Raw genomic sequence first — 26,186 nt, 5'->3', positions numbered from 1 at the left:
AAAGAGATCGACTAATACGAAGGAGGCGCATTCAAGATGACGGTAACAAAGAGCGATACGAAAATTTTGAAAAACTATATCAATGGACAATGGGTAGCCTCGAATAGCACAGAAGATTTAGAGGTGCCAAACCCTGCAACGAATGAAGTCCTGGCACGCGTTCCGATCTCAACGAAAGAGGATTTGGATAAGGCGGTCCAGGCTGCACATACCGCATTTCAATCATGGAAAAATGTACCGGTGCCAAAACGAGCACGTGTCATGTACAAATTCCATCACCTCGTAACTGAAAATCATGAAGAGCTTGCTAAGTTAGTTGTTCAAGAGAATGGTAAAGCGTATAAAGAAGCATACGGTGAAATCCAGCGTGGTATCGAATGTATTGAGTTTGCAGCAGGAGCTCCTACGCATTTGATGGGTGAAACGCTATCGAATATCGCTGAGGATATCGATTCTGAAATGTTCCGCTATCCTTTAGGCGTTGTAGGTGGAATCACACCGTTCAATTTTCCGATGATGGTGCCGTTATGGATGTTCCCTTTAGCGATCGTCTGCGGAAATACATTCGTACTGAAACCTTCAGAGCGTACACCGATTTTAGCGAACCGTTTGGCAGATCTATTGACGGAAGCTGGGCTGCCTGAAGGTGTCTTCAATATCGTCCATGGGGCGCATGATGTCGTGAATGGTTTACTTGAGCACCCTGAAGTCAAAGCAATTTCATTCGTTGGTTCTCAGCCTGTAGCCAAATATGTGTATGAAAAGGCTGCTCAAAACGGTAAGCGGGTGCAGGCATTGTCTGGAGCGAAAAATCACCATGTCGTAATGCCAGATGCAGATATGGATAAAGCGGTACAAAACGTCATCAGTTCAACATTCGGAAGTGCAGGACAACGCTGTATGGCCTGTAGTGCTGTTGTTGTCGTCGGTGATAATGATAAATTTGTGGAAGCTCTCCGTAAAAAAGCTGATGAACTGACGATCGGTGACGGTCTGGATGAAGAAGTCCTTTTGACACCTGTGATCCGTGAATCCCACCGTGAAAAAGTGCTCGGTTATATTGAAAAAGGAATCGAAGAAGGCGCTGACTTGATTCGAGATGGACGTCGTGAAATGTCAGACATGAACGGTGGAAACTTCTTAGGAGCGACAATCTTTGACCATGTAACGCCGGACATGACGATTGCAAAAGATGAGATCTTTGCTCCTGTATTGAGCCTGCTTCGAGCCGAAAATTTAAATGAGGGATTGGAACACATCAGAAAGTCTCGTTATGGAAATGGTGCGACCCTATATACGAAAAACGCGCAAGCTGTCCGTCAGTTTAGAGAAGAAGCAGATGCAGGTATGCTCGGAATCAACGTAGGTGTACCGGCGACAATGGCTTTCTTTCCGTTCTCTGGTTGGAAAGATTCATTCTACGGTGATCTCCATGTTAATGGTAAAGACGGAATCAACTTCTACACTCGGAAAAAAATGATCACTTCACGCTTTGACTACTAAAAAAAGGAGGAAGAATGATGGCCCATCAAGTTGATCAATCACAGGATATTCTGAAAAAGGATGACCAGTACGTCTGGCATTCGATGAAGCCTTATAATCCGAATGCAACGATGGTTGTATCAAGTTCAAAGGGAGCATGGGTGACGGATCACAACGATGAGAAATACCTGGATGCTATGGCTGGATTGTGGTGTGTGAATGTCGGATATGGCAGAGAAGAGCTTGCAGATGCCGCTTATGAACAGCTGAAAGAAATGGCATATTTCCCGTTGACTCACAGTCATCAGCCTGCAATCAAACTCGCGGAAAAGCTGAATGAGATGCTTGGCGGTGACTATGTCATCTTCTTTTCCAATAGTGGTTCGGAAGCCAATGAAACAGCATTCAAGATCGCAAGACAGTATCACCAACAGCGCGGTGATCATAATCGTTATAAAATCGTATCCCGTTATCGTGCCTATCATGGAAATACGATGGGATCCCTTGCTGCGACCGGTCAAGCGCAACGAAAGTATAAATATGAACCTTTAGCTTCCGGCTTTCTTCACGTATCCCCGCCGGACACATACAGGATGAAAGATGCGGATGTAGAGAATGCGCATGACATGGCCTGTGTTCAAGAAGTCGACCGGACGATGACCTGGGAGTTGAGCGAAACGGTCGCTGCAATGATCATGGAGCCAATCATCACAGGTGGAGGAATTCTAATGCCTCCTGATGGTTATATGAAAGCCGTCAAGGAAATTTGTGAAAAGCATGGGGCATTACTGATTGTTGATGAAGTTATCTGTGGCTTCGGAAGGACAGGTAAACCATTTGGATTCCAGAACTATGATGTCAAGCCTGATATTGTCACGATGGCTAAAGGGATCACATCAGCCTATCTGCCTTTGTCTGCAACTGCAGTGAAAAAAGAAATCTATGAAGAATTTAAAGGCAGTGAAGAGTATGATTTCTTCCGGCATGTCAATACGTTCGGAGGAAGCCCTGCTTCTTGCGCCGTGGCACTGAAAAACCTTGAAATCATGGAAGATGAAAAGCTCTTCGATCGTTCAAAGGAATTAGGGGATCGCCTCAAGAATGAGCTGCAGACCCGACTTCAAAACCATCCATATGTGGGGGATGTACGTGGAAAAGGACTCTTGATCGGTATTGAGCTTGTAAAAGATAAATCAACGAAAGAACCTTTAGAAACGAGCAGGTTGAATGAGGTAATGGCGACTTGTAAGAAGAATAAACTGCTTATCGGGAAAAACGGTGTGACCGTCGCTGGCTACAATAACGTATTGAGTCTGTCGCCACCGTTGAACCTTGAAGATAGTGACTTGGACTTCATCGTCAAGACACTGACAGACGCATTGGATGAACTGACCAAATAGGTCGAGATGATGTTAACGGACACAGGAGACCTTATTTGAGGTAAATGATCCTGTTTTTGCAAACTACCGGACACCAGAAACCTTATTTTCTGATTTTCAGGGGAAAACAGCTGCATTTACTACAAATAACGGCCCTGGTGTCCGCTAAATTTCTGAAATAGCTCTTTTCGTCAAAAATAGCGTCTCTGATGTCCGCTAAGTCACCATGTTTATAGAAACCTACGGAGAATCTTCAATTCTTCGTAGGTTTTTTTGCATTTAAAGAAAGTATGAATACTTTCTTAAATATAAGGACAACTAAGCCTGCGTTAAGGCTTGGCTTTACCAAGTTTACTTTATTGCTAAGATTTTTTAGAATGGATATCTTGTTTAGAACCGCTATGTTTGGCGCAACTTAATAAAAGTCCCACAATAGGTGATCGGTGTATTCTTTCTTCTTTTTCCCTTATAATAGAACAAGATTTTAAATTGAGGTGGTAGTACTGATGAATGACCATGTATATGATTTATTAGGAGTAGGGATAGGACCTTTCAACTTAAGTCTGGCAGCATTAATAGATGATCGAACTGAAATTGATGCGCTTTTCTTCGAGCAAAAGCCGCAGTTCGATTGGCATCCAGGAATGTTGATTGTAGGTACGAGACTTCAAGTGCCATTCATGGCTGATCTTGTTACTTTAGCTGATCCGACAAGCCGATACAGCTTCTTGAATTATTTATCGAAAGAAAATCGCTTGTATCCATTTTATTTTTTACAACGATTAGACATCCCGAGAAGAGAATATAACGATTATTGCCAATGGGTTGCGAATGAATTGAAAAATTGCCGATTTGGAAAGAAAGTTACTGAATTGGATTATGATGATAATGAAGAGTTGTATTTGGTTACTGTATTGGATGTACATACAGAAGAAACAACCGTTTATAAAAGTAAGAACCTTGTCCTAGGTACAGGTGGTATCCCTGCGATTCCGAAGGCTTTTCGAGGGTATCCAGAACAGGATGTTTTTCACACGGCTCAATATCTCAGTCGCCAGGATCGATGCAGAGAAGCGAATTCGATTACTGTCATCGGATCAGGACAAAGTGCTGCTGAAGTATTCAGAGAGCTATTGAAAGACCACATGGAACATGAGTATCGTCTGAATTGGGTTACACGATCACAAAGCTTTTTGACGATGGAAGAATCGAAATTGAGTGTAGAGCAGTTCTCTCCGGATTACGTGAATTATTTCTATGAATTCCCTCAGGAGAAAAAGGATGAAATCTTCGGCTCACAAGATTTATTGTATAAGGGGATCAGTTCACATACCGTGACAGATATCTATAATCTTCTTTATGAAAATACCGTTTCACGCAGGAAAATGAAAGTTGGCATACAGGCCTTGACTGAAGTGAATGGTATAGAAGAAAAAGACGGGAAGTACGAGCTTCAATGTCATCAATGGCAACAGGGGAAAGATTTCAAAATTGAAAGTGAAGTCGTTATCATCGGAACGGGATATCGACCGAATGTTCCAGCCTTCATCAATGGTTTGAAGCCCTATATTTCATGGGATGACCAGGGGAGATATGAAGTCGAGTCGGATTACCGTCTTTGTGTCTCGATCCCTAATCAAATCTATGTCCATAGCGGAATTTCCCATTCGCATGGTGTAGGCTCGACGAACTTAGGATTAGCGGTCCATCGGAACAAAGTTATTATCAATCATCTGACAGGTGAAGATGTATTCCCGATGTATGAAAAACACGTCTTCCAGAACTTTGACGCAGACAAGTTTCAATAAGATATCATGAAGAAGAGCACCATGTTTTGTCCAATCAACGACAAAATATGGTGTTTATTCATTAGGAACAGAAATCAACAATTTTATATAACAACCTTTATATAAAGCCTTAATTTTGGGTAATTTAAGAGAAATGATTTGATAGCAGGTGATTTTCCCATGACCTTGGTCGTTTATTCATCGGTCATCTTGCTTTTTCTTCTTTATTTCTGTACTACTAACCATCCGCTTCATCTATTCGAAATTCTGTTTGTATGGTTCATGATCATTTTTTCACATGAGAACTTTCTTGCCTTATTTTCATTGAATTTAAAATGGATCGAACCATCGGAGGAACCTCAAATGATCACCTCGATAGTGATCAGCAGGCTTTTCTTTACCCCTGCCATCATCATTTGGAGCATAGGTCGCTTCTATCGAATCAGATTAAAGTCAGCAAAAGGTGGTTTTCTATTATTGATTTTAGGCCTGCTAGTTGGACTTGACTATGCAGGAGATTATTTTGGGTTATATACATTCGAAGGAATGAAAGTTTGGGCGGTTATTTTAGAGTGGTCTACAATACTGTTATTGGCGTTTTTAATGCAGCTGGGATATAGAAAATTAATGAGAATAGGCGGGCATTTCAATGCTTAGGATGCCACAAACGTTCGACCATAATGAATGGATCATTCTTTCAACTCTCGTCATTGCCTATCTGGCAATCATTCTAATACGTAAAAGATTTCCTGTTCGCATCACTTTCCTTGTACTTGCTGCTAGTATGGTTGTGGCAAAAGGAACGAATCACATACTAGGTGCACCACCGCTTGATTTATACGACTTCAATGATACTTCTGAATTTGAGGTCTTCGATTTTTTGATTTGGTTCACGTATCCTCCATTCGGTTATTTTTTTGTTTACCTATATGATAGATGGAATCTAAAAGGCTTGTGGACATTTTTTTACATTGTAATCTGGACAGCATTTGCTGTTTTTTATGAATGGATGACCCTTCAAGCACATGTATTTACCTATAAAGGATGGAAACTCGAGTATTCCATCTCTGTTTACTTGATTGTCTTAAGCGGTTATATCTTGTTTTTTAAATTTATCAAAAGTTACGATCAAAGAACGAGATCTAAACATTAGACCAAGAATTAATAATGAAGTAATACACAAGCTAAATATGAGGTGAGTAAATTGAAAAAGGACCCTGAAAAGAATCGGAATCATGAAAATAGCAGTGGCAAACTAAGTATTCGCACAGGCCTGGAGTCTGACCGCCCATTGGACTCAGAGGAGAGGTTTCCTGGAGATTCTATTGATGAACATAAAGAATTGGAATCCGCAAATGAGTATTTTGCTGAAAAGGAAATCTCACAATCAAACAATAATTCTTGAAAATACAGAGGGTTGACCCAATAGTGGCTGGATCAACCCTTTCCAATTATTGAAGTGACTTTTATTCGATTTCATCATCTCTCATCAGCTTTTCAAACTCTTTCATGTCTTCATTCGGCTTTGATTGTGACAGGTGGAAAGGATTTTGTTCTTGTTGATTTTCAGAGGCAAAATAGATCCCCATTTGACCACCTTCTTGTGCAGAATCGTTAATGATACTTTCTCTTTTTCCATCAGCATGAGTGGATGAATTTTGATGTGGTTGCGTTTTCCTTGGCATTTTGTCGATCATCTCCTTGTTTTTATGATGACTGACATAACTCTGAACTATTCTAAATAACTGAATTGGAAAAAGAAAGATAAATCAGGACATGGAGTTTTTGTTATGAAAAAATGGTGGATCCTTGTTGTTTATCTGATCGTGGTTATAGTCGTTTATTTGAATAAAGAATTCTTATGGGAATGGATTCAGGATAGTGACTTGGCCGATTTGCCTTACATGTTCTTGCTTTCCGCTTTTATAGCTACTGTACCCGTCGTGCCGTTCACAGTATTCGCCGGTTTAATGGGAGCAAAATATGGTACCTCTATCGGGCTTTTGATCAACTGGTGGGGTGGAGTCACGGCATCAATCATTTACTTTTTGCTAGCCAGGCACATGTTCGCTGGATTTTTCGAAAATTACATCAAGCAATTCAGTGGCATACATAGATTCAATTATATGATTGAAAAGAATGCCTTCATCGCAATTCTTTTTTCAAGATTAGTTCCGGTCATCCCACCGCCGGTCGTGAATATCTATTCAGGTTTGACGAAAATTTCTTTTTGGATTTACCTTACTGCCTCCGCAATCGGAAAACTACCTCCTATGTTCATTTTTGCGTATGGTGGGGATCACATTTTCTCCTCCTGGAGGCTAACTGTTGCTGGATTGAGCGCTTATGTACTTTTCCTGCTAATCGTTTTCCTTATTTACCGGATTTGGGTAAGAAATAAAACAAAAAGAAGGTTGGCTTGAAGTCTGAACCATCAACAAAGGAGCTGGATGAAGCTATGAAATTTGGCTGCCATGTAAGTATTAGAGAGGGCTATACGGGTGCCGCAAAACATGCTTTTAAAATCGGCGCGCAGGCATTTCAATATTTCCCTAAAAACCCTAGAAGCTTATCCGTAAAGGAATTTGATCGGGAAGATGCAAAACGTTGTAAAGCATTCTGTCAGGAACATTCCCTAGTATCAGTGGCACATACTCCTTACCCAACAAGCTTGACTCCTTCATCTGAAAAAAAGGAATTGGTCATCGATTCGGTATTGAATGATTTAGAAATTGCAAATACGTGCGGGTCTACTGGAGTTGTCGTTCATTTTGGCAGCAGAATCAGTGAAACAGATCCCCTTGCTAGTTACCATTTGATGATCGATATGCTGAACACAATCCTCGAACAGTGGAATGGAGAATGTAAAATCCTGCTCGAAAATAATGCTGGAAAACCTGGAGCGATGGGAACGACATTCGAAGAGCTTGTGCAAGTAAAAAAACTCACAAGCTTTCCAGAAAAGATTGGGTATTGTTTCGATACATGTCATGCTTTTTCAAGCGGACTCTGGAGCGGGGAAAACAATGAGGAGCTTTGGGAAAAGGGGGTGGAACTGGGCTATTTACAAGACCTAGAGGTTGTTCATTTGAATAATTCCAAATATCCGTTAAGTTCAGGAAAAGATCGTCATGCGAATATTTTAAAGGGAGGGTATATTGAAGAAAGATATTTCGAACGCTTATTTGAAACGCGTTATCTATCGGAGGTTCCATATATTCTAGAAACCCCTTCTGATTCAGGCATATCCCATGAAGAAGAAATCAAAATGCTGAAGCAAAAAATGGGAAAGTAGTTTTGCCTTTCCCTTTAGTGATCCTTATTTTTTAGAGGTATCTTTTGATTCTTGGCCTTTGTCCTTATTTGGATCCACATTTCGATAAAATTGAGTGATTCCAATGGCACTGAACAAGAAAAAAATCAGTCCTCCGAAAATGGAACCGAACCACATTACACGATTTTCACGACTCATGTCATCACCTCATGTTTTATGGTACCCACTACGCACAGAATCATGAAAAAACTTTCCCATACCATTTTCAATAGAAACACTGGGGAAAATGTTCAAAAAAAGCCTGGAAATGTACATAACCTGCGGAAATAGCGAGCCGCATAGTGAGACCCCGCAGCTCCACTAAAAGATCCCCCTAAAAGAACATCAAGCTATTTCAAAATACCCATTGACTTTGGACGATCGTTAAACATATAATATTCCTATCTTTTTACTCGGAATTGGATGGGGAGGAATGATTTTGAAATTGAAAAAGATGTTGTTAAGCATTCCATTGGTTGCGCTACTTGTGGTTGCTGCAGCCTGTGGGAATACCGATAAGAGCAATGGCGGGAAGAATTCAAATAAGTTAACGATCGGTTATGTCAATGTCATGGACGATGCACCTGCAATGCTTGCTGAAGATGCAGGGTTGTATGAAAAGCACGGTTTAGATGTTGAACTGAAGCTTTTTGGAAGCGGTACAGATCTTATAAAAGGGATCGTCAATGGTGAACTCGATGCTGGTGTGCTTGGTGCAACCAATGCTGTCTCCTGGGCATCAAAAGGGGCGGATCTAAAGATTGTTGGCGGAGCGCAAATGGGATATCACAGTATTTTAGCTCGCGAAGACAGTGGAATCAAATCTGTTGAAGATTTAAAAGGAAAAAACCTTGCGTCTCAAAAACAAGGAAGTACGGCTGATATTGTTTTGAATGGGGTCACGTTCAAGGAAGCGGGTTTGAAGCGGAGTGACGTGAACATGAATTATGTGTCCCCTACAGTCGCTGTCCAATCGTTACAATCAGGGAAAGTAGATGCTGCCTTTTTATTTGAACCTTATGATCGTATTGCAAGGTTACAAGGGGACCTGGAAGAAATCTACGAAATCGGGGAAGTTTGGCCGTTTCCATGTATGGTGGTCATAACCTCGGGTGAAGAGATGGAAAACAATAAGGACAACGTTTATAAAGTACTTGATGCACAAAAAGAAGCGATTGAAATGCTTGAAAGCGACCCAGAAAAATCAGCTGAGTATATTTACAAACGCTTTTCTGAAGGGGACACATTCGAGTCTTCCGATGGAGAAGTTGCTGCAGTGGATGTCATAGAAGAAGCGATCAAAGCACAAACATTCAATTGGAAGCTGACAGCTGAAAATGTAAAACAAATTCAAGATGTAACAGATCTGATGGTGGAACAGGGTGTAATGGATGAAAAGTTCAAGGTAGAAGAGATCATCGATTTGGCCTGGCAGAAGGAACAGGAGTAAGAGGCAGGAGGAGTTACAGTGAAATCTGACCCAATAATAAAAAACAAAAGTAAATCCTTCATCCCTTTACAGCCTTTCGGAAATACATTACCTTATATTGCCGCGGTGGGGAGTCTTTTACTGATTTGGCAGATTACCGCTTGGATTTTACCTGAATTTTTGATGCCGGATGTACTCAATGGGTTGGAGAGGTTCATCGGGAACTTTTCCAATCCGGATTTCATCCATGGATTACAGAGCAGTTTATACAGATTGGCATGGGGTTACCCGGTCGCATGCTTGTTAGGCGCAATTCTCGGATTATTGGGTGGTGTTTCGAAGACTTTCTCAGTCTACTTGAAAAGTGTCATTTCGATTTTACAATCCATTCCTCCGATTACATGGGTACCTTTTTTCGTCGTTTTGATTGGATTCGGCGACCTTCCGATCATTTTTGTCATCACGATCGCAAGTTTCTTTCCGATGGCCCTCTCTGTTTTGAATGCAACAGAAGGGGTGAATCGGACACACCTGGAGCTTGCACGTGTGATGGGTGCGAAAAAAAGACAATTGATCACAAAGGTCTATGCCCCGGAAACCTTACCGGCGTTTGTCACAGGTGCACAAGTGGCGTTCGGGAATGCTTGGCGCTCATTGATTGCTGCTGAAATGGTCGGTGGAGCATCAGCAGGTCTTGGCTGGTCGATCAGTTATGCAGGTGAGATTGCGGATATGGAAGGTGTATTGGCCAGCATAGTTACAATTGGAACAATCGCGATTATCCTTGATCATGTAGTCCTTAACGGAATCAAGAGAAGACTGTTGAAATGGCGTTATGCAGGCGGGGATGAAAAATGATGAAGACATTAGAGTTGAAAAATGTAAATAAAACATATGGAAGCCTGACTGTTCTTGAAGATCTTAGCTTGGACGTCGAAAAAGGAGAATTCGTTGCGCTCGTTGGTCCGTCTGGGTGTGGTAAAAGTACTGCGCTCAGAATGCTGGCTGGTTTGGAACAGCCGTCTTCCGGTGAAGTCTCAGCCAACGGAAATGCAATTAAAGAACCGGATTCGAATCGGGTCATGATTTTTCAGGAACATGCTCTTTATCCATGGAGAACCATCGAAGATAATGTCGGGCTTGGCTTGGAGTTGGCCAATGTCTCCAAAAAAGAACGCCGTGAACGTATCCATAAAGTACTGAGTAAGGTAGGCTTGGAGAATTTTAAAACATATTACCCACATCAACTGTCCGGAGGCATGAAACAACGTGCATCCATCGCGAGGGCACTAGTCATGGATCCTGAAGTTCTTTTATTGGATGAACCCTATGGCGCATTGGATGCCATCACAAGACTTACCATGCAGAATGAATTGATCAAATTATGGCAGGATTCCAACCAGACAATGGTGTTGATTACACATGATATTGATGAAGCTTTATATTTGGCAGACAGGGTTTTTGTCCTAAGCTCACGTCCCGGAAAAGTTGTAAAAGAAGTCCGTAATGCGATGCCGCGTCCTCGGGACCGGAACAGCACGCCATTTGTTAACCTGCGACAGGAAGTCATGAATAGTCTGGACATCACATGAAAAAGGTGCAGTTACTTGGTAACTGCACCTTTTACATTTAAAGAAAGCATAAAATTCTTTCTTCATTATAAGCGCAACTAAGGCTCAGCCTGCGCTACAGCTTGCCAAAGCCCGAATTTTCTTTATGTTTCCATAAGATATTCTTGTTCGATTTTCCGATATTCATTTTCCCGATTGGTTGCTGTTGCTAGATTGGAAAGTTGATGTAACAGGTATTTTCGATCGAGATGATAGATTTCATGTTTGGCGATGCCTTTTGCGGTTTGTACGGCAAAGTTCCATAAATCATCATGAAATTGTTCATCCATTGATTGTGCCATTGTTGTAAGAGCAGTAATGATATCCGTAATGATGATCCAGTTTTCATCGGCGTAATGCCTGATATACCCGAATCCTCTATACAAGTAGAATTCAAAATCTTCTTCTTTCAATATTACCCGGATATTTTTTTCTTCATCCACTAAAAAGGGGGAAAAACGGGTCAGTTTTGCTATGGTCTGAAGTAGTTCAGACATTTGGTGAACCGTATTTGCTGCTGTTTTCGGGTCGTTATTACCGAGGGCTTTAATGGCAATCTCGGACAATTTATTCACTCCGAATTCAAGATCCTGGATTTCCGTTTGTTTGTGGCCGATTTCGAGCGTGTTCAAATACTTCAGTTCATTGATTGCCGTATCTTTTTCCTTCCAGTAGGTGAGGAGTGGTGCACCAGCCAAAACATGCTGACCTACGCCGTATTCAAAACGTACAATGAGATTGTCTTTTTTCGTTAGTTCAATCAATTTTGAAAAATCGACGAGTTGGATATAACCAGATTCCTTCGAAACAATCACATGGCCATCTTTTGGGTATTCTTTATCATCCATTTTCATATCTTCAGTAATTCGATAGGGTTCGATCTCTTTTAATAATGAAAATGTAATGATTTTTTTAGAGATATTTTTCATGTTATAGGTTATGTTATGGACTTGCATCCATGTTGTCACATGATTGATGAAATAAATGAATGTAACTGCCGTGAAGAAAGCCAAAAAGACTGTTGTGATCGGTACAGCAAAATATTGTTCATTGTTGTTATTACTAATAAACAAGAAGACCAAAAGAACATAAATGAAGCTTCCGTTGAAAATTCCCAGTACATGCTGGGTTTTCTTATCGGCTACGAAATTCAATAACATTCTAGGCGAAAATTGACCACTGAAGGTTGTGAGTACAACCAAAAGGGAGTTGAACGTGAATGCACTTAGTGTCAGAATCCCGCCGATCAATGTACTGACGAGCATCCTAGTCAACTGAGCTTGGGAATTGAATCTGGCATTTACATATTTGCTCAGATCAAACCCAAGGTCAAGATAGAGGGTCAGTAATGCTAAACAAATGGAAAGCAATATATAGATTCCTGGTGTGTACCAGATTGTTGTCCTTATTTCTTGCCAACGCTGCCTTTTGGACATCTTTTTGTACTTCATCATCGATTCGGGTAGTTTCACTTGGTGGACACACCTGCCTTGACAAAATGTAGTAAGCTCCTTTATTTACTACCCGACTTGTTTGGAAACTATGCATGGAATTTGATGATAGAAGGAGATTTCGAGGATTGGAAGGGTATGTAAACAGTTGTAAAGAATAAAACATAGAGGACGAAGGTTTCAAGGAGGTATAATGATTTCTAATTTATCAGTTAGTAGCAGGGTGTTGATTATACTGGGGTATGGAATTTTAGCTTTGTATTTAGTGGAGATCATAGGTGAGATATCTCCTCTGATTGAAGGTGTATACGTTTCACTTGGAATTCAATGGCGATATCCGATCATCTTTGCATTAATTGCATTCATTTTTGCTTATCTTATCGATAAAAGAGCTAAGAAACCCGTAGTTTTAGGCATTGCAGGTATTTTCGGACTTCTTCTATTTTTCATTATCGTTTATTTATATGTCCTCTTTTCAATGATGGTTAGGGGATAGGATTCACTGGGATCTGTGGAAAGATACAATTCGTGTTACTTAATCTAATTAAAAAACGCTCAGAGCTGAAAAAGTCTGAGCGTTTATTCGTCTATTAAAATGGGTTCGTCGCCCATTGTAGGGACTGCTTGATAAAAATACGGGGATGTAATTTCAATTGAGAAACCATGTGTTCCGCTAGATCCTCTGGCTGCATGTATTTCTCTTTGTCAGCTTCATCAAGTTCATCTCCAAAGGTCAGCTCTGTAGCCACTAGGCTTGGGTTCAGTGTCATGACCCTTATATTATTTTTCCGAACTTCCTGCATCAACGCTTCCGTCATGCCTTGAACCGCAAACTTCGATCCACTGTAAGCCGTACTTTTCGCTGTGCCTTTCAACCCGCTGCTGGATGAAATATTGATGATATCTCCTCTGTTTTTCTTGATTAACTGAGGGAGAACAGCACGCGTTACATGGTATGTTCCAAACACGTTCACTTCAAATGTTCTCTTCCAATCTTCGGGTTCGATTTCCAAAAATGAACCGTACGTTCCGATACCAGCGTTGTTAATCAGGATATCAGTCGGTCCTAGTTCATTTTCCAGTTTAGAGATTGCCTTTTCCACTTGTTCCATATCCGCGATATCAGCTACCGCGACACTGGCTTTCACACCTAGTGATCTTGCTTCTTCTGCAACTTTTTCTAATGTGCTTTCAGTACGAGCTAGTAAGCCGACATGAACGCCTTCACGTGCAAGTTCTAATGCCGTCGCTTTTCCGATACCTCGAGCCGCCCCTGTAATATAAGCCGTTTTGCCTTCAATCGATTTTGCCATTATTGATCATCCTTTCTATTGGAAAATCTATGGCAAGTGTACGGTTACTAGTCAGGATAAGCAAATGTTATACCTGTTCGCCGGGGGTGGTGTAAAAAGTAACCTTTGGCCGGAATATGCATAAAAGCGGCCGGATTATGCCTGATTCCCGCCGGATTACGTATCAAACTGGCGGGATTAACATCCAAACCCGCCGGAATAACGTAGAATTCTTTATTTACACCAAGTTTTATTTACATTTAAAGAAAGTATAACTACTTTTTTCAATATAAGGGCAACTAAGGCTCAGCCTTCGCTAAAGCTTGGCTTTGCCAAGTTTTCTTTATATAATCCTCTCACATACATCGTGGATAAGTTATAAACGATGTCCTTCACTGATGCTTGATTTTCTCCGCGGACGATTTCCCATAGATACATTTCATTTGAAAAGAACCAGCCTCTTGCGACCAGGTGGGGATCGACATCCTTCCTGGCTAAACCTTGTTGTTGCGTATAGGAGATGTCTTTCCTGATCCCTTTTATGAAACGCTCCCGGATTTCTTTCCACTTACTTTGGACAGCGGGTGATGAACCAATTGCCTCTTCAACGACTTTTAAAATCTGATCCTCTTTTTGCGCCATTTCGAGGAAAAGATGCGTTTGCTTTTCAATGAGCTGTTTTGCATCTTCCACTGAAGAGGGTTGGAAAGGAAGCTCGGCAATTTCATGGAACTTCTGCATGACATCGTCTATGAGCTCAATGAGGATGTCATCTTTGTTTTTAAAGTGAACATACGCGGTTCCGTAACCAGTATCCGCTTTTTTAATGATTTGTGTGATCGTAGTCTTTTGAAAGCCTTGCTCGATAAAAATGAGTTGCGCTGCTTCCAGTAGGTTTTTCCGTGTCTGGATTGAGCGTTGCTGGCGGGTGGTAAGCTCCTGATTCTTTGAGTTCATGGGATTCCGTCCTTTTATTTGATGTGCTTTCATTTTAATGATGAGGCGATGCAATGTCAATGACATGATGTCATTGACACTTTGTCAGTGAGGAAGGTATAGTTAAATTAATAACCTATTGAAGGAGTCGATATCCCATGGGCAATCAGTCACTTGATCCCTCTTTAGACTATGCAAAAAAGCTTGACGAACAAGATGAACTTTCATCTTTTCGAGAAGAGTTTTACGTTAAGGATGATACGATTTATTTTATTGGGAATTCGCTCGGACTTTTATCGAAGCGTTCTGAAATTGCACTTTCTAAAATAATGGAATCATGGAAGGAATACGGGATTGATGGTTGGACCGAAGGGGAACATCCCTGGTTTTACATGTCTGAGAAACTAGGTGAAATGTCAGCACCGCTTGTTGGTGGAAAGCCTGAAGAAGTAATTGCAACAGGTTCGACGACAGTCAACCTTCACCAGTTGGTTTCCACGTTTTATCACCCGAAAGGAAAGAAGACGAAAATTTTAGCGGATGAACTGACATTTCCGTCTGATATATTCGCACTCCAAAGTCAATTGAAATTGAAGGGTTACAATCCAGAGGAACATCTTATCCGTGTGAAAAGTCGTAATGGAAGAGTCGTAGAAGAAGATGACATCATTGAAGCAATGACGGATGAAGTCGCCTTGATCATGCTCCCGAGCGTCATGTATCGGAGCGGGCAAGTGCTTGATATGAAGCGTTTGACAGAAGAGGCGCATAAACGCGGCATCATCATTGGATTTGACCTCTGTCACTCGATCGGTGCGATGCCTCATGCTTTAAATGATTGGGGAGCGGACTTTGCTTTCTGGTGCAACTATAAATACGTCAATGCTGGACCGGGAAGTGTTGCGGGGATTTTTGTGAATGAAAAGCATATCGGAACAACTCCTGGACTTGCTGGATGGTTCAGCTCAGATAAAAACAAACAGTTCGATATGGACCATCAGTTGACACCGGCACAATCGGCAGGCGCATTCCAAATCGGAACACCGCATATGCTCAGCCTGGCACCGTTGATGGGCTCGTTGGAAATTTTCCAGGAGGCTGGTATTGAAAAGCTCCGAAAAAAGTCACTGCAATTGACGCAATACATGATGGATTTGATCAGGCATGAATTAGCGGACCATGGTTTTGAAATCGGGAATCCTTTGGAAGACCATAGAAGAGGTGGTCATGTGTACCTTGAACACCCTGAAGCCGCACGTATCTGTAAAGCACTGAAAATGAATAAAGTGATGCCTGATTTCCGTAATCCGAATGGCATCCGGCTGACTCCAGCAGCCTTGTACAATACTTTTGAAGAGGTATGGCAGGCAGTACAGACATTGAAACGGATCATGGATGATGAAGAATACAAGCAATTTGAAAATAAACGCGGCGTTGTAGCGTAATCGCACCTGACAAGAAAGTGAGTGATGAAAATGGGGAACTATCATGAAGAAGGTAAAGGGAAATACGTATCGGAAAAGGGGATACACACTGATTTTGATAACAATATGACGTATGGAGAATATTTGCAGCTTGATCGTCTTCTCTCCAGTCAAACAAGACTATCCGGCCATCACGACGAGATGTTGTTCATCGTCATCCACCAGGTCAGTGAGTTATGGATGAAAATGATCTTGCATGAGCTTAATGCAGCGATCGATTCGCTCCGTAAAGGGGAATTGCAGCCAGCGTTCAAAATGCTTGCTCGTGTCTCGAAGGTCCAGTCACAAATCATCCAGGCTTGGGATGTATTGTCCACGCTTACACCAAGTGAATATTTGGAGTTCCGCGACAGCCTTGGACAAGCGTCTGGCTTCCAATCCTACCAATATCGCATGATCGAATTCGCACTCGGTTATAAAACTCCGCATGTGCTGCGAATCTATCAGAAGGATCCAGAACTTCATGCGCGATTGAAGGAAGCATATGAAGCACCGAGCATATATGATGCGGCAATCCAAGAACTTGCGAATGCCGGTTTTGACATCAATCCGGAGCTCTTGAAGCGTGATTTCTCTGTAACATATGAAGGTGATCCTACTGTAAAAGCGGCGTGGGTTGAAGTTTACCGAAACGTCGAGCAGTATTGGAACTTGTATCAGTTGGCTGAGAAATTAGTCGATATTGAAGATTGGCTCCAGCAATGGCGATTCCGTCATATGAAAACAGTGGAACGGATCATCGGTCATAAAATGGGAACTGGCGGCTCGTCCGGCGTGTCTTACCTGAAGAAAGTACTGGACCACCGATTCTTCCCGGAATTATGGGATATCAGAACTGAGTTGTAAAGTTAAAATCTTGAAAGACCTGCCATTGTAAGAGAGGTGGGTCTTTTTTGCGTTTAAAGAAAGTATAAATACTTTCTTCAATATAAGGGCAACTAAAGCTCAGCCTGCACTATGGTTTGGCTTTACACTTTACGCTTTTTGGGCTTTTTTACACTTTTGGCCGGATTCAGATCAAAACCCGCCGGAATAAGCTCGAAACCCGCCGAATTATGCTCCAAAGCCGCCGGAATAAGCTCCGAACCCGCCGGATTATATCTCAAAACGGCCGGAATAACATAGAACAAAAACATATATGTAAAGTTAAGTTGACAAAATGTTAAGTTAACTATACACTATGATTATCAAATATAAGAAAAGATGGTATATGATGACAATTTCGAATCGAGTTAGGGAACTTAGAGCGAGATGCAATGTCACACAGTCCGATCTGGCTGAAGCGGTTGGTGTGACGAGGCAGACGATTGCAGCCCTGGAGAAAGGGAGTTATATTCCCTCGTTGCTTCTAGCTATGCAAATCTCGAAATATTTCAAACAACCGATAGAAGAGATCTTTTTTGAGGAGGAAGAGGCATGAAAGTTTGGCAGAATGCAATCTTGACAACGATTGTCATCGTTTTGTTCGGCTGGGGAATGGTCGCTTTATACGATGCACAAGTGCAGTTTGCAGAGGTCGTGAAAAATCCTGAGCCACCATGGGAAATCACAATGTCTATAACCCCAATTATTGCAGCGATTATAATTGGTGGACTACTGACGTTCATTTCTTACAAAGTGAATAAGGAGAAGTATAAGTCGTGGAAACAAGCATTGTTTTTACCACCAGAACTTGAAGAAGCGGATGAACGGGAGAAACATATCACAGGGAAAGCTTGCCGAAATTCTTATCTTGCAATGTGGATCGGCACTCCTGTCGTTACTGGGTTGATGCTCTTTTACCCATTTATCGCGAGCGCTGTGCCATATTATCCAATCATCATTATATTGATCATGCCCCTAATCCAAATTTTCACGTATGTCATTTCAGTTAATAAAAGTTATTGAAGGTATCGCCCCCACATATAAATAGGAAAAACAGGGAGGGGGACATATGGCTTACTGGATTGACGTCAATTTAACCAAACATCAGCTTAAGTTGTTTGACAACCGGACACTGATCAAGACATATCCCATTGGGGTCGGGAAAATGTTGACACCTACACCAACTGGCGAATATACAATCATCAACAAGGATCCCAACCCTGGTGGTCCTTACGGTTCGATGTGGATGGGGTTGTCCAGACCTCATTATGGTATACACGGTACGAACGATCCATCCTCCATCGGTAAGGATGTTTCCAAGGGCTGTATCCGCATGCATAATAAAGATGTCAATGAATTGTCCAGTATAGTCCCGATTGGAACGAACGTCTGGATCCATAGATAAAAGCGCAGACCCTATAAGGGAACTGCGCTTCATTTACATTTGAGGAAAGTAATGATTACTTTCTTCAATATAAGTTTGACTAAGGCTGGGCTTTGCCAGGTTTGCTATATTGTAAGCTCGATACACCAAGGGGGAGGTCAGTGTTGAGCTTAACCAGCAATTACTTGATCGATGATTTTTGATGGTTCCATTCTGCTTGGGTTTTTACCAGTCTTTTTCGTTTCTTTAATAGAAAGATAGTTTTCAAATTCATTCAAGTAGCCTTTTTCACCCATCAAATAGGTATCCTGCCATTTATTCTTCTTCGCTCTTTTGGCCACTTTATTACTCAAGTTCTTCAGCCAACGCTGCTGATTGGCTTCAAAGCGCTCCTGGAATTCATCCTTTTTATTTGTATTTGCACCTGTTATGGCAGCATCAAATGGACCTTGATGTTCCCGCCAATCCTCTGTGTCAGGATCGAAGGTATAGTGGTATTCATCGACAAGGACGCCCATTTCTGTTTCCAACACCGTTGCATCTTCTTTGTTGATGACGATGATACCGCTATATGGATAGTTGCTCTGTAAATTTTCAAGTTGATCCAGAACCGGTTCATCCTCCCAATGGAAGGAGGTTTCGATCGGAACCTGCAGATCTTCCATGACCCAAAGCTTTTCATCCGGTGTCGCAAACATGACAAGACTTCTTTTCAGCTCCCGTTCACGCCCCGTGACAGTTTTATATACCTTTTCTTTTAAGTTTCTATAACCTTTCAATTCATCGTGATTACCCATCTCTTCGATGTATTCCTCAAATTTGTTCAGACCGTTTTTCAATTTGATCTTCCATTCGCCGCCTTGTTGGTCAGCGCTGCTCCGGTCTGTATTTAAGTACATGGAAAGAATTTTTTGTGAGCCATCTGCTCTTTGTTGTTTTAATTCGTTAAGCTTTTCGGAGAATCTCATTGAGTAAAGCCTCCTATCTTAATAATTGAATCTACTAATCTGTTTCCGATTTGAACTAGTTTAAAACGTAGAAATTTCAGTAGTGCGAGGGGCGGAAGGCTTCATGATTGATGTAGTGGGAGTTTTGAAATAGAAAAAAATAACACCAATCAAGGTGTTATTTCAGTAGAAGCAGATGCAATTGTTGCCATTCTTCTCTTAAGATCCCCATTTTAATAGAATCGTAATATTCACCATCGACGATCCTTGCTTTTCGGATACGACCTTCTTCGATCATTCCTATTTTTCTAGCTAATTTCATCATTCTGATATTACCCGACCATGTGGAAATTCCCACTCTTACAACATCCATGTGTTCAAAAATATAGTCAGTCCAAAGCTTAAAAGCCTCTGTACCATAGCCCCCTGACCAATAATTCGAGTCAAAAATGACAATACCGTTAGAGAGCCAGTTGGTGACTTCATCTTCCCAATACCAGTTGACCGTCCCGATCAATTTATTGTCTGTTTCAATAATAAGGATTTGTCTCGGTTGATCTGTCGCTGTTATTTCAAGAGCTTTTTGGAACCCTGCTATGAACTCTTCCTTCGTCAATTCCGGTAATTTATAATAAGGACCATTCCATTTCAAATGTTCACGATCATCCGCTTCATATTTCCAATAATAGAGATCCAACACATCATCTAAAGTCAAATCCCGTAAAATAACCTTTTCTCCTGCAATATGTATCGTCATTCGTAATTCCTCCGAACTTTTTTGTTTTACGCAAACTTTGTTGCTCTTGCACTTAAAGAAAGTATAAAATACTTTCTTCAGTATAAGGGCAACTAAGGCTCGACCTACAAAAGGCTTGGTCTCGCCAAGTTTTCTTTAAAAGTCGTTGATTTCCGCTCCAGGATGCTCGCTTTCCGCGGGGCGTGCGGTGAGCCCACTCGTCGCTTTGCGACATTGAATGGTCTCACCTGTCCCGCTGATCCCGCTGGAGTCTCGCACCTAGCTCTCCAATCAACTGCACAAGGTGGTTTTTTAAAAATGACTCAGAAGCAACAATCTTTTCGAAAAGAGACTTGTTTTAAATATATTTAATTAAAAGGTTCCAACCACCATGGATAATCATATTGACCTTCTGAAATTTGATGAAACTTCCCCATAAAACCTAGATGGACAATACCATAATCACCCATCGAGCTCATCGGTGCATAGGTAGAAAACAGGAAAAAATTTATCCTTTCAATATCTACATTTGTAGGCACTTGTGTTCTGGTTAGTTCGTTGTTGAAAAGTAGATAGTCCTTTTGGGTAGGATTTGTAAGGATGGAAATAACAATAATAAGTATAATTAATCCCGTAAAGAGATAGCTTACTTTCATTTGTATCACCTCATCTTTTTCCCATAGAAAAACCCTTAAATAATCGGCCGCCAAAGGGTTGCAATATTTCATCGACCAGTTTGATCACTTTATTTTTATCGTCATGTTTATAAAAAGAATCGAATGCTTCAATAAACTGTGCAGTGAAGGTAGGGTCATATTGTTCCAAAGCACGTACGATCCATTTCGAAGAGCCTATCCACTTACGGTTGGTCCTCAACACGAATTCACTCACCAATTCAGCTAATGTGTTTGCGATGAAGATTTCTTCTGGTCTATTTGAACTGCCGATGAAATCATCCAGGGTATCTGTAATGAAATAACGTTTTAACCTGATCGTTTCAGTAGACCATACTTCCGGTCCATCATCTAACATCTCTTTAGCTTCTTTTTTGATCGGGTCTATGATTTCTTCACCTTCTAAAATGATCCCTTCAGAAATCATCCTTTGTATGGAAGGCCGAGCCCGTTCATAGTCACTTTTAAAAACCTGTTTATAAGATGAAAAGTTGTGTACGAACACTTCAATCGGCCAACCAAGTGCAAGGAATGATTCGCGGTAAGAGGAAGGGACACTGCAATCGAATATGACGATATCCAGATCAGATGTAGCTGTCGCTTCACCACGGATGACACTACCAGCTAAGAGAGCGGCATCGCACCCTTGAAAATACATGTTGATGAACTGTGTTGCTGCTTTCAAAGGTTCTTTTCTCTCACACATTTTATATCTTCCTCCAATTTAAATGAATTAATAGATTACATACGATCTGAATAATCTATCCGAACACACTTTTTTGCTGCGTAGACTTTACGCAGTTTTTTTGAAAAATAAATGTAAAATAATAGCAGATAACTTGTTAGTCTATTATAATTGAAGATAACGATGAATGAGAAGAGGGATTGTCGTGAAAAAGACAGAAAAACATAAGCTCAGTGAAATTGGTCAAGTAAATCTGAACGTAAAAGACGTACAAAAAGCAGTCACTTTCTATCAAGAGGTCCTTGGACTACCTTTCTTGTTTGCGATGGAAAACATGGCATTCTTCAACTGCAATGGTGTTAGGTTGATGCTTTCGGTACCGGAAAATGAAAGTTTCGATCACCGTGGATCTGTGATCTATTTCAAGACAGATGATATCCATAAAACGTACGAACAATTTATAGAAGACGATGTTTCATTTATTGATGAACCTCACATGATCGCAGATATGGGTGACCATGAACTCTGGATGTGTTTCTTCAAAGATTTGGACGACAATACACTCGCTATCATGAGTGAGATTTCCAAATAAGTAGACTTCGTTTCTTATATTTAGTTGACCAAAATGGCCGGAAACTATATAATGACTTCTGAATATTCAGAAAATAAAGAGGTGATGGAATGAACTTCTTTCGTGAAGATCCAAACCTTCAATTCGTATTGAATCATTATTTCAAGGAAGATATGAAAGAGTGGGCCTTTCAACAGCTGGAACGATTTGGAGAACGGTGTGGTACAGAAATTGATGAACGTGCGAGGCATACCGATCGAGAAGGACAGCCGAAGTTGATCAAATATGACCGGTTTGGTGAAGATGTTTCCCATGTCTGGCTTAATGATGGCTATAAACAGACGATTGAAGAAACCTATAACACTGGCATTGTCGGATATGTCCATAAAGAAATTCCTGAACTGAACAGACACGGTGATTATTTATATTCCTATGCTCAAGGATACCTATTATCCCAGTCCGAACCTGGATTCTATTGTCCTGTGACACTCACGATGGCTACAGCTTATCTGTTGGATCAATATGCGAATGAAAAGCTGAAGGAGAAGTATCTGCCTCACGTCCTATCCACTGGTGAAACAGAATTGTATGAAGGTGCTACTTTCTTGACTGAACGCCAGGGCGGATCCGATGTGGGAGCGAATGAAACGGTAGCGGTCAAAGAAAAAGAGTACTACAGATTGACTGGTGAAAAATATTTTGCAAGCAACGCAGGTGCCTGTGGTGTTGTAACCGTTCTTGCCAGAATAGAAGGGGCTCCACGGGGCACGAAAGGTTTGAGCTTATTTCTGGTACCGTGGAAAAATGAAGATGGTTCTTTGAACAATATCAAAATCAGAAGATTGAAAGATAAACTTGGCGTACGGGCAGTCCCTTCGGCAGAAGTAGAGTTTGAGAATTCGAAAGCTTACTTGATTGGGGATTCAAAACGCGGATTTTATTACATGATGGAAGCTTTGAACTTGTCGAGGGTCTGTAATGCGATCGCTTCAGTTGGAATTATGCAGAGGGCATATCTCGAAGCGAAACAATACGCACATCAACGCGAGGCATTCGGGAATACACTATCAAACTACCCGATGATTCAAGAAACCTTGGTTAATCTGGCTACGCGGCAGGAGGTTCAACTCGGAGGATTGTTCCGTTTAATTTCCTTGTTTGATAGAGTCATGAGAACCGGTAAAGATGTAACCGAGCAAGTAAAAGTACTTCATCGACTTTTGATCGCTATTGTCAAGATGCGAACGGCGGAAGAAGCAGTTACTTTCTCTCATGAAGCAATAGAAATGCATGGAGGAAATGGGTATATTGAGGATTTCGTGACCCCGCGTTTGTTAAGAGATGCGCAAGTATTGACGGTCTGGGAAGGGACAGCGAACATCCTTGGCCTTGAGGTTCTCAGGTTGATGAACCGCTATCAAGGTGCTCAACTCTTTTTAGACTATATCGAAAAAGAGTTGAGTGCTTTAACTGAAGAAGTAAAAGCGTATCAGAGACCAGTTGATGAAGGTTTGAAAGAATTGAGAGAGTTGATTCAGCATGCTGCTACTGTTGATGAAAAACGACAAACCTATTATGCAAAAAAGATCGCCAATCTAATGGCAGATGTCTATTTCAGTGTGAGTGCATTACGTGAAGCTGACATTGGCGGGGAAAGGAAACAGTTAGTCGCGAGGCAATACTGCAAGCAGATTTGGGAGCATCGTCAACTCGATCGAGAAGTATTGCCCGTTCAATTCTTCGATGTTTTCATGAATCCGGCATCTAAACCGACGAAACGATCGAAAGTTTGAAAGCGGAAAATATGGTTTTAGACTTAATTTCAGATTTTTAGACCTATCCTGAAATTTTTAGACTTAACGCCATTAACCCTGCTTAGAAATGGGCGTACGCATAAAAACAGACAGCCTTTTCATCAAAGGTCTGTCTGTTCTTTCTAGCAAGGCATCGTCTCTTGTTTGTTTTTACGTAGTTCATCAAGTCTGTCCCAGATTTCCATGAACCATTCTCTATCTTTTGTTAGAAGGGCAACGTCAATGAGGTTCTCAAGGAAGACCTCTTGATCATCGATTGTCGCTGTCAATGGATTGATTCGGTGAATGAAAGTTTCGATGTTTTTTCCTAGAATTTTTTTATTGTCAGATTGAGTAACTGTGATTTTTACTGTTCCGTTTGCAGGATGAATAGAATGAATAAATCCTTGAATCATCTCATCATTGATCGTTTTCCCCTTAACCCAGTCTCCATTATGGAAAACAGGTAGCTTTAGGCTACTCATTTCTGATTCCTCCTATCCATTGGTTAAATTTTTTATGATTGGTTTTGTAGTTCAAAAGCCAGTCTTTTAAATGATTTGCAGAGTATTTAGTGCTGTGTTTACTAAGGTATTACCCCGTTTTTTCGACAATTAATCCTTTTTCACTTAATTTTTTCCTGTCAGTTGTATGAAAATTCAAAAAACAGTAGGAAATAGCTGAATAACAACGAAATCATTATAAGGTGAAAAGTATAGTGAAAAGGAGGAACGTCGGGGCTGCAAAGGTGCTGAGGATAAAGTTTGATCGAAAAAGAGGAGGAACGAGTATATGTATGTTACGATTGGCAAACTATTTGATTTGACTGTACAAAAGTTTCCGAATAAAGAAGCCCTTGTAGACGCTGCTACCAACCAACGTTGGACATACCGGGAATGGAATGAAAACGTAAATCGACTCGCAAATGCATTTATTGAATCGGGCGTCCGTAAAGGCGATCGAGTTTCAACTTTCTTGTTCAATACGACTGAGCTTGCGACCGTATTTTTTGCATGTGCAAAAATTGGAGCCGTCTTGAATCCTATCAATTTCCGTCTGAAAGCTCAAGAGGTTGCTTATATCATTGATGATGCGGAGCCGTCTGTCTTTTTGTTTGAAGAAATGCTTGAGCCGCATATTGCATCCATTCAAGAACAAATACCGGAAACCTCCTTCTGGTGTATCAGTAAAGATTGTCCACCATACGCAATCAGTTATCATGACAGAGTCCGAGAAGCTTCGACAAAAGAACCCGATGTTGATGTTAGGGAAAATGACCTATATGCCATCATGTATACGAGTGGAACGACAGGACGACCAAAAGGGGTCATGCATCGTCACAGGGATATGGTCGAACAAAGTCTGGCATGCGCTGCAGTTAAAAAGTTGACTGAAAATGATCGCGGCCTTGTAGCGGCTCCTATGTTCCATTGTGCTGAGCTCCATTGTTGTTTCCTTCCACGAGTCCATGTCGGCGCAACGAATGTCATCATCCATCATTTTGATCCTCAACAAGTTCTTCAAGTCATCGATCATGAAAAAATTTCAGTGTTTTTTGGAGCACCGACAATGTGGAATATGATGCTCCAACAAGACCTCTCCGCTTATGATATCAGCAGCTTACGTCTTGGTTTATATGGTGCCGCTCCAATGGCTCCTGCTCTCGTCAGAGCTTGTAAAGAAAAATTAGGTGTTGATCTCATACAAGCATATGGCATGACGGAGATGGGACCAGCAATTACATTTTTATCTGAAGATGAGCAGCTGTCAAAAGCAGGATCAGCCGGGCGGGCTTGTTTGAACCATGAAGTCAGGGTGGTCCGCCCAAATGAGCATGGACCATCAGACCCAGCAGATATACTTCCGCCAGGGGAAGTCGGTGAAATCATCGTCCGTGGCCCGAGTATGATGATGGGGTACTTTAACAGGGAGGATGCGACTGAAAATGCAATGTACAAGGGCTGGTACCATTCCGGCGACCTTGGTTATATGGATGAAGAAGGCTATCTTTATGTAGCTGATCGTGTGGATGACATGATTATAACGGGTGGTGAGAACGTCTATCCGCGAGAGATTGAAGATGTCTTGTATGAACATGAAGGCGTTCTGGATGTAGCTGTTCTTGGGACACCTGATGATAAATGGGGAGAAATTGTAACCGCTATCATTGTGAAAAAGGATGAAGGACTGACGGAGGAAGACCTTGATCAATTCTGTAAATCTAGTGAAACACTTGCAGATTTCAAACGTCCGAGAAACTACATTTTTATAGGCGAATTACCTCGGAATGCAAGCGGTAAGATCCAAAAGTTTTTGCTTAGAAAACAATACAAACGAGATGCAGAAACACAAATGCCATAGAACGCATG

At 41.3% G+C, this 26,186-nt stretch carries 30 protein-coding genes; 20 read left to right on the top strand and 10 right to left on the bottom strand.

All coding sequences use genetic code 11. The features are described 5' to 3' along the window. The first annotated feature begins 36 nt into the window (after nucleotides 1–36). From ACTWQL_RS01125 to ACTWQL_RS01100, 6 genes are all read left to right on the top strand, one after another. A complete protein-coding gene (locus tag ACTWQL_RS01125) occupies nucleotides 37–1,503 on the top strand; it encodes a CoA-acylating methylmalonate-semialdehyde dehydrogenase (RefSeq protein WP_443140602.1) in 1,467 nt (488 codons plus the stop codon). Between the two features lie 17 nt (nucleotides 1,504–1,520). Then, nucleotides 1,521–2,882, top strand: a complete 1,362-nt coding sequence (locus ACTWQL_RS01120) for an aspartate aminotransferase family protein (protein WP_443140601.1) — start codon at nucleotides 1,521–1,523, stop codon at nucleotides 2,880–2,882. Between the two features lie 485 nt (nucleotides 2,883–3,367). Beyond that, the gene (locus ACTWQL_RS01115) at nucleotides 3,368–4,669 is read left to right on the top strand and encodes a lysine N(6)-hydroxylase/L-ornithine N(5)-oxygenase family protein (RefSeq protein ID WP_443140600.1); all 1,302 of its coding nucleotides are present in this window, start codon (nucleotides 3,368–3,370) and stop codon (nucleotides 4,667–4,669) included. 159 nt (nucleotides 4,670–4,828) lie between these two features. Next, complete coding sequence (locus ACTWQL_RS01110; RefSeq protein WP_443140599.1) at nucleotides 4,829–5,305, top strand: hypothetical protein; 477 nt, start codon at nucleotides 4,829–4,831, stop codon at nucleotides 5,303–5,305. Continuing rightward, nucleotides 5,298–5,801, top strand: a complete 504-nt coding sequence (locus tag ACTWQL_RS01105; protein WP_443140598.1) for a hypothetical protein — start codon at nucleotides 5,298–5,300, stop codon at nucleotides 5,799–5,801. Before ACTWQL_RS01110 ends, ACTWQL_RS01105 begins: the two co-directional genes overlap by 8 nt. 42 nt (nucleotides 5,802–5,843) lie before the next feature. Then, complete coding sequence (locus tag ACTWQL_RS01100; protein ID WP_443140597.1) at nucleotides 5,844–6,053, top strand: hypothetical protein; 210 nt, start codon at nucleotides 5,844–5,846, stop codon at nucleotides 6,051–6,053. A 61-nt stretch (nucleotides 6,054–6,114) separates the two neighbouring features. Here ACTWQL_RS01100 and ACTWQL_RS01095 read toward each other — a convergent pair whose 3' ends face one another. Further along, nucleotides 6,115–6,333 carry a hypothetical protein gene (locus ACTWQL_RS01095; protein WP_443140596.1) on the bottom strand — a complete coding sequence of 73 codons (219 nt, stop codon included), beginning with the start codon at nucleotides 6,331–6,333 and terminating at the stop codon, nucleotides 6,115–6,117. 105 nt (nucleotides 6,334–6,438) lie between these two features. Here ACTWQL_RS01095 and ACTWQL_RS01090 point away from each other — a divergent pair, with 105 nt between their 5' ends. Both ACTWQL_RS01090 and ACTWQL_RS01085 read left to right on the top strand, forming a co-directional pair. Beyond that, entirely contained in the window at nucleotides 6,439–7,071 is a 633-nt protein-coding gene (locus ACTWQL_RS01090) for a TVP38/TMEM64 family protein (protein ID WP_443140595.1), read from the top strand. 35 nt (nucleotides 7,072–7,106) lie between these two features. After that, nucleotides 7,107–7,943 carry a deoxyribonuclease IV gene (locus tag ACTWQL_RS01085; protein ID WP_443141438.1) on the top strand — a complete coding sequence of 279 codons (837 nt, stop codon included), beginning with the start codon at nucleotides 7,107–7,109 and terminating at the stop codon, nucleotides 7,941–7,943. 24 nt (nucleotides 7,944–7,967) lie between these two features. Here the strand turns inward: ACTWQL_RS01085 and ACTWQL_RS01080 are convergent, their stop codons facing one another. Next, complete coding sequence (locus tag ACTWQL_RS01080) at nucleotides 7,968–8,120, bottom strand: hypothetical protein (protein WP_443140594.1); 153 nt, start codon at nucleotides 8,118–8,120, stop codon at nucleotides 7,968–7,970. 274 nt (nucleotides 8,121–8,394) lie between these two features. Between ACTWQL_RS01080 and ACTWQL_RS01075 the strand changes: the two genes are divergently transcribed. The 3 genes from ACTWQL_RS01075 to ACTWQL_RS01065 are packed head-to-tail and all read left to right on the top strand — an operon-like array spanning nucleotide 8,395 to nucleotide 10,982. Continuing rightward, the gene (locus ACTWQL_RS01075) at nucleotides 8,395–9,411 is read left to right on the top strand and encodes an ABC transporter substrate-binding protein (RefSeq protein ID WP_443140593.1); all 1,017 of its coding nucleotides are present in this window, start codon (nucleotides 8,395–8,397) and stop codon (nucleotides 9,409–9,411) included. A gap of 18 nt (nucleotides 9,412–9,429) precedes the next feature. Next, the gene (locus ACTWQL_RS01070; protein WP_443140592.1) at nucleotides 9,430–10,248 is read left to right on the top strand and encodes an ABC transporter permease; all 819 of its coding nucleotides are present in this window, start codon (nucleotides 9,430–9,432) and stop codon (nucleotides 10,246–10,248) included. Continuing rightward, the gene (locus ACTWQL_RS01065) at nucleotides 10,245–10,982 is read left to right on the top strand and encodes an ABC transporter ATP-binding protein (protein WP_443140591.1); all 738 of its coding nucleotides are present in this window, start codon (nucleotides 10,245–10,247) and stop codon (nucleotides 10,980–10,982) included. The genes ACTWQL_RS01070 and ACTWQL_RS01065 overlap by 4 nt, the downstream gene beginning before the upstream one ends. 122 nt (nucleotides 10,983–11,104) lie before the next feature. Here ACTWQL_RS01065 and ACTWQL_RS01060 read toward each other — a convergent pair whose 3' ends face one another. Continuing rightward, nucleotides 11,105–12,472, bottom strand: a complete 1,368-nt coding sequence (locus tag ACTWQL_RS01060; RefSeq protein WP_443140590.1) for a DUF2254 domain-containing protein — start codon at nucleotides 12,470–12,472, stop codon at nucleotides 11,105–11,107. A gap of 172 nt (nucleotides 12,473–12,644) precedes the next feature. Here ACTWQL_RS01060 and ACTWQL_RS01055 point away from each other — a divergent pair, with 172 nt between their 5' ends. Continuing rightward, nucleotides 12,645–12,947, top strand: a complete 303-nt coding sequence (locus tag ACTWQL_RS01055; RefSeq protein ID WP_443140589.1) for a hypothetical protein — start codon at nucleotides 12,645–12,647, stop codon at nucleotides 12,945–12,947. Between the two features lie 94 nt (nucleotides 12,948–13,041). On the opposite strand, the gene ACTWQL_RS01050 is transcribed toward ACTWQL_RS01055, so the two are convergent. Continuing rightward, entirely contained in the window at nucleotides 13,042–13,764 is a 723-nt protein-coding gene (locus ACTWQL_RS01050) for a 3-ketoacyl-ACP reductase (RefSeq protein WP_443140588.1), read from the bottom strand. Between the two features lie 285 nt (nucleotides 13,765–14,049). Further along, entirely contained in the window at nucleotides 14,050–14,700 is a 651-nt protein-coding gene (locus ACTWQL_RS01045) for a TetR/AcrR family transcriptional regulator (RefSeq protein ID WP_443140587.1), read from the bottom strand. A 137-nt stretch (nucleotides 14,701–14,837) separates the two neighbouring features. Here ACTWQL_RS01045 and kynU point away from each other — a divergent pair, with 137 nt between their 5' ends. From kynU to ACTWQL_RS01020, 5 genes are all read left to right on the top strand, one after another. Continuing rightward, on the top strand, nucleotides 14,838–16,124 hold the full coding sequence (kynU, locus tag ACTWQL_RS01040) for a kynureninase (RefSeq protein ID WP_443140586.1): 1,287 nt from the start codon (nucleotides 14,838–14,840) through the stop codon (nucleotides 16,122–16,124). 30 nt (nucleotides 16,125–16,154) lie between these two features. Continuing rightward, complete coding sequence (kynA, locus tag ACTWQL_RS01035; protein WP_443140585.1) at nucleotides 16,155–17,009, top strand: tryptophan 2,3-dioxygenase; 855 nt, start codon at nucleotides 16,155–16,157, stop codon at nucleotides 17,007–17,009. A 367-nt stretch (nucleotides 17,010–17,376) separates the two neighbouring features. After that, nucleotides 17,377–17,583 (top strand): helix-turn-helix transcriptional regulator, encoded by a 207-nt coding sequence (locus tag ACTWQL_RS01030; protein WP_443140584.1) that lies wholly within the window; start codon nucleotides 17,377–17,379, stop codon nucleotides 17,581–17,583. Continuing rightward, nucleotides 17,580–18,050, top strand: coding sequence for a hypothetical protein (locus tag ACTWQL_RS01025; RefSeq protein WP_443140583.1), 471 nt, complete (start codon nucleotides 17,580–17,582; stop codon nucleotides 18,048–18,050). Before ACTWQL_RS01030 ends, ACTWQL_RS01025 begins: the two co-directional genes overlap by 4 nt. A 46-nt stretch (nucleotides 18,051–18,096) precedes the next feature. Beyond that, nucleotides 18,097–18,432, top strand: coding sequence for a L,D-transpeptidase (locus ACTWQL_RS01020; RefSeq protein ID WP_443140582.1), 336 nt, complete (start codon nucleotides 18,097–18,099; stop codon nucleotides 18,430–18,432). A 149-nt stretch (nucleotides 18,433–18,581) separates the two neighbouring features. On the opposite strand, the gene ACTWQL_RS01015 is transcribed toward ACTWQL_RS01020, so the two are convergent. From ACTWQL_RS01015 to ACTWQL_RS01000, 4 genes are all read right to left on the bottom strand, one after another. Beyond that, nucleotides 18,582–19,379 (bottom strand): VLRF1 family aeRF1-type release factor, encoded by a 798-nt coding sequence (locus ACTWQL_RS01015; protein WP_443140581.1) that lies wholly within the window; start codon nucleotides 19,377–19,379, stop codon nucleotides 18,582–18,584. 157 nt (nucleotides 19,380–19,536) lie between these two features. Further along, entirely contained in the window at nucleotides 19,537–20,115 is a 579-nt protein-coding gene (locus ACTWQL_RS01010; protein ID WP_443140580.1) for a GNAT family N-acetyltransferase, read from the bottom strand. Nucleotides 20,116–20,462: 347 nt separating this feature from the next. Further along, entirely contained in the window at nucleotides 20,463–20,750 is a 288-nt protein-coding gene (locus tag ACTWQL_RS01005) for a hypothetical protein (RefSeq protein ID WP_443140579.1), read from the bottom strand. A gap of 10 nt (nucleotides 20,751–20,760) precedes the next feature. Further along, a complete protein-coding gene (locus ACTWQL_RS01000; protein WP_443140578.1) occupies nucleotides 20,761–21,474 on the bottom strand; it encodes a nucleotidyltransferase domain-containing protein in 714 nt (237 codons plus the stop codon). 184 nt (nucleotides 21,475–21,658) lie between these two features. Here ACTWQL_RS01000 and ACTWQL_RS00995 point away from each other — a divergent pair, with 184 nt between their 5' ends. Beyond that, nucleotides 21,659–22,045, top strand: a complete 387-nt coding sequence (locus ACTWQL_RS00995) for a VOC family protein (RefSeq protein ID WP_443140577.1) — start codon at nucleotides 21,659–21,661, stop codon at nucleotides 22,043–22,045. 89 nt (nucleotides 22,046–22,134) lie between these two features. Beyond that, nucleotides 22,135–23,817 (top strand): acyl-CoA dehydrogenase family protein, encoded by a 1,683-nt coding sequence (locus ACTWQL_RS00990; protein ID WP_443140576.1) that lies wholly within the window; start codon nucleotides 22,135–22,137, stop codon nucleotides 23,815–23,817. A 143-nt stretch (nucleotides 23,818–23,960) separates the two neighbouring features. On the opposite strand, the gene ACTWQL_RS00985 is transcribed toward ACTWQL_RS00990, so the two are convergent. Beyond that, on the bottom strand, nucleotides 23,961–24,302 hold the full coding sequence (locus ACTWQL_RS00985) for a hypothetical protein (RefSeq protein ID WP_443140575.1): 342 nt from the start codon (nucleotides 24,300–24,302) through the stop codon (nucleotides 23,961–23,963). Between the two features lie 307 nt (nucleotides 24,303–24,609). Here ACTWQL_RS00985 and ACTWQL_RS00980 point away from each other — a divergent pair, with 307 nt between their 5' ends. Beyond that, the gene (locus ACTWQL_RS00980) at nucleotides 24,610–26,178 is read left to right on the top strand and encodes a fatty acid--CoA ligase (protein ID WP_443140574.1); all 1,569 of its coding nucleotides are present in this window, start codon (nucleotides 24,610–24,612) and stop codon (nucleotides 26,176–26,178) included. Nucleotides 26,179–26,186 lie beyond the last annotated feature (8 nt).

It is taken from the genome of Pseudalkalibacillus sp. R45 (assembly GCF_052246725.1).
Taxonomy (GTDB): domain Bacteria; phylum Bacillota; class Bacilli; order Bacillales; family Fictibacillaceae; genus Pseudalkalibacillus.
This window is presented reverse-complemented; position numbering and strand designations above follow the sequence as displayed.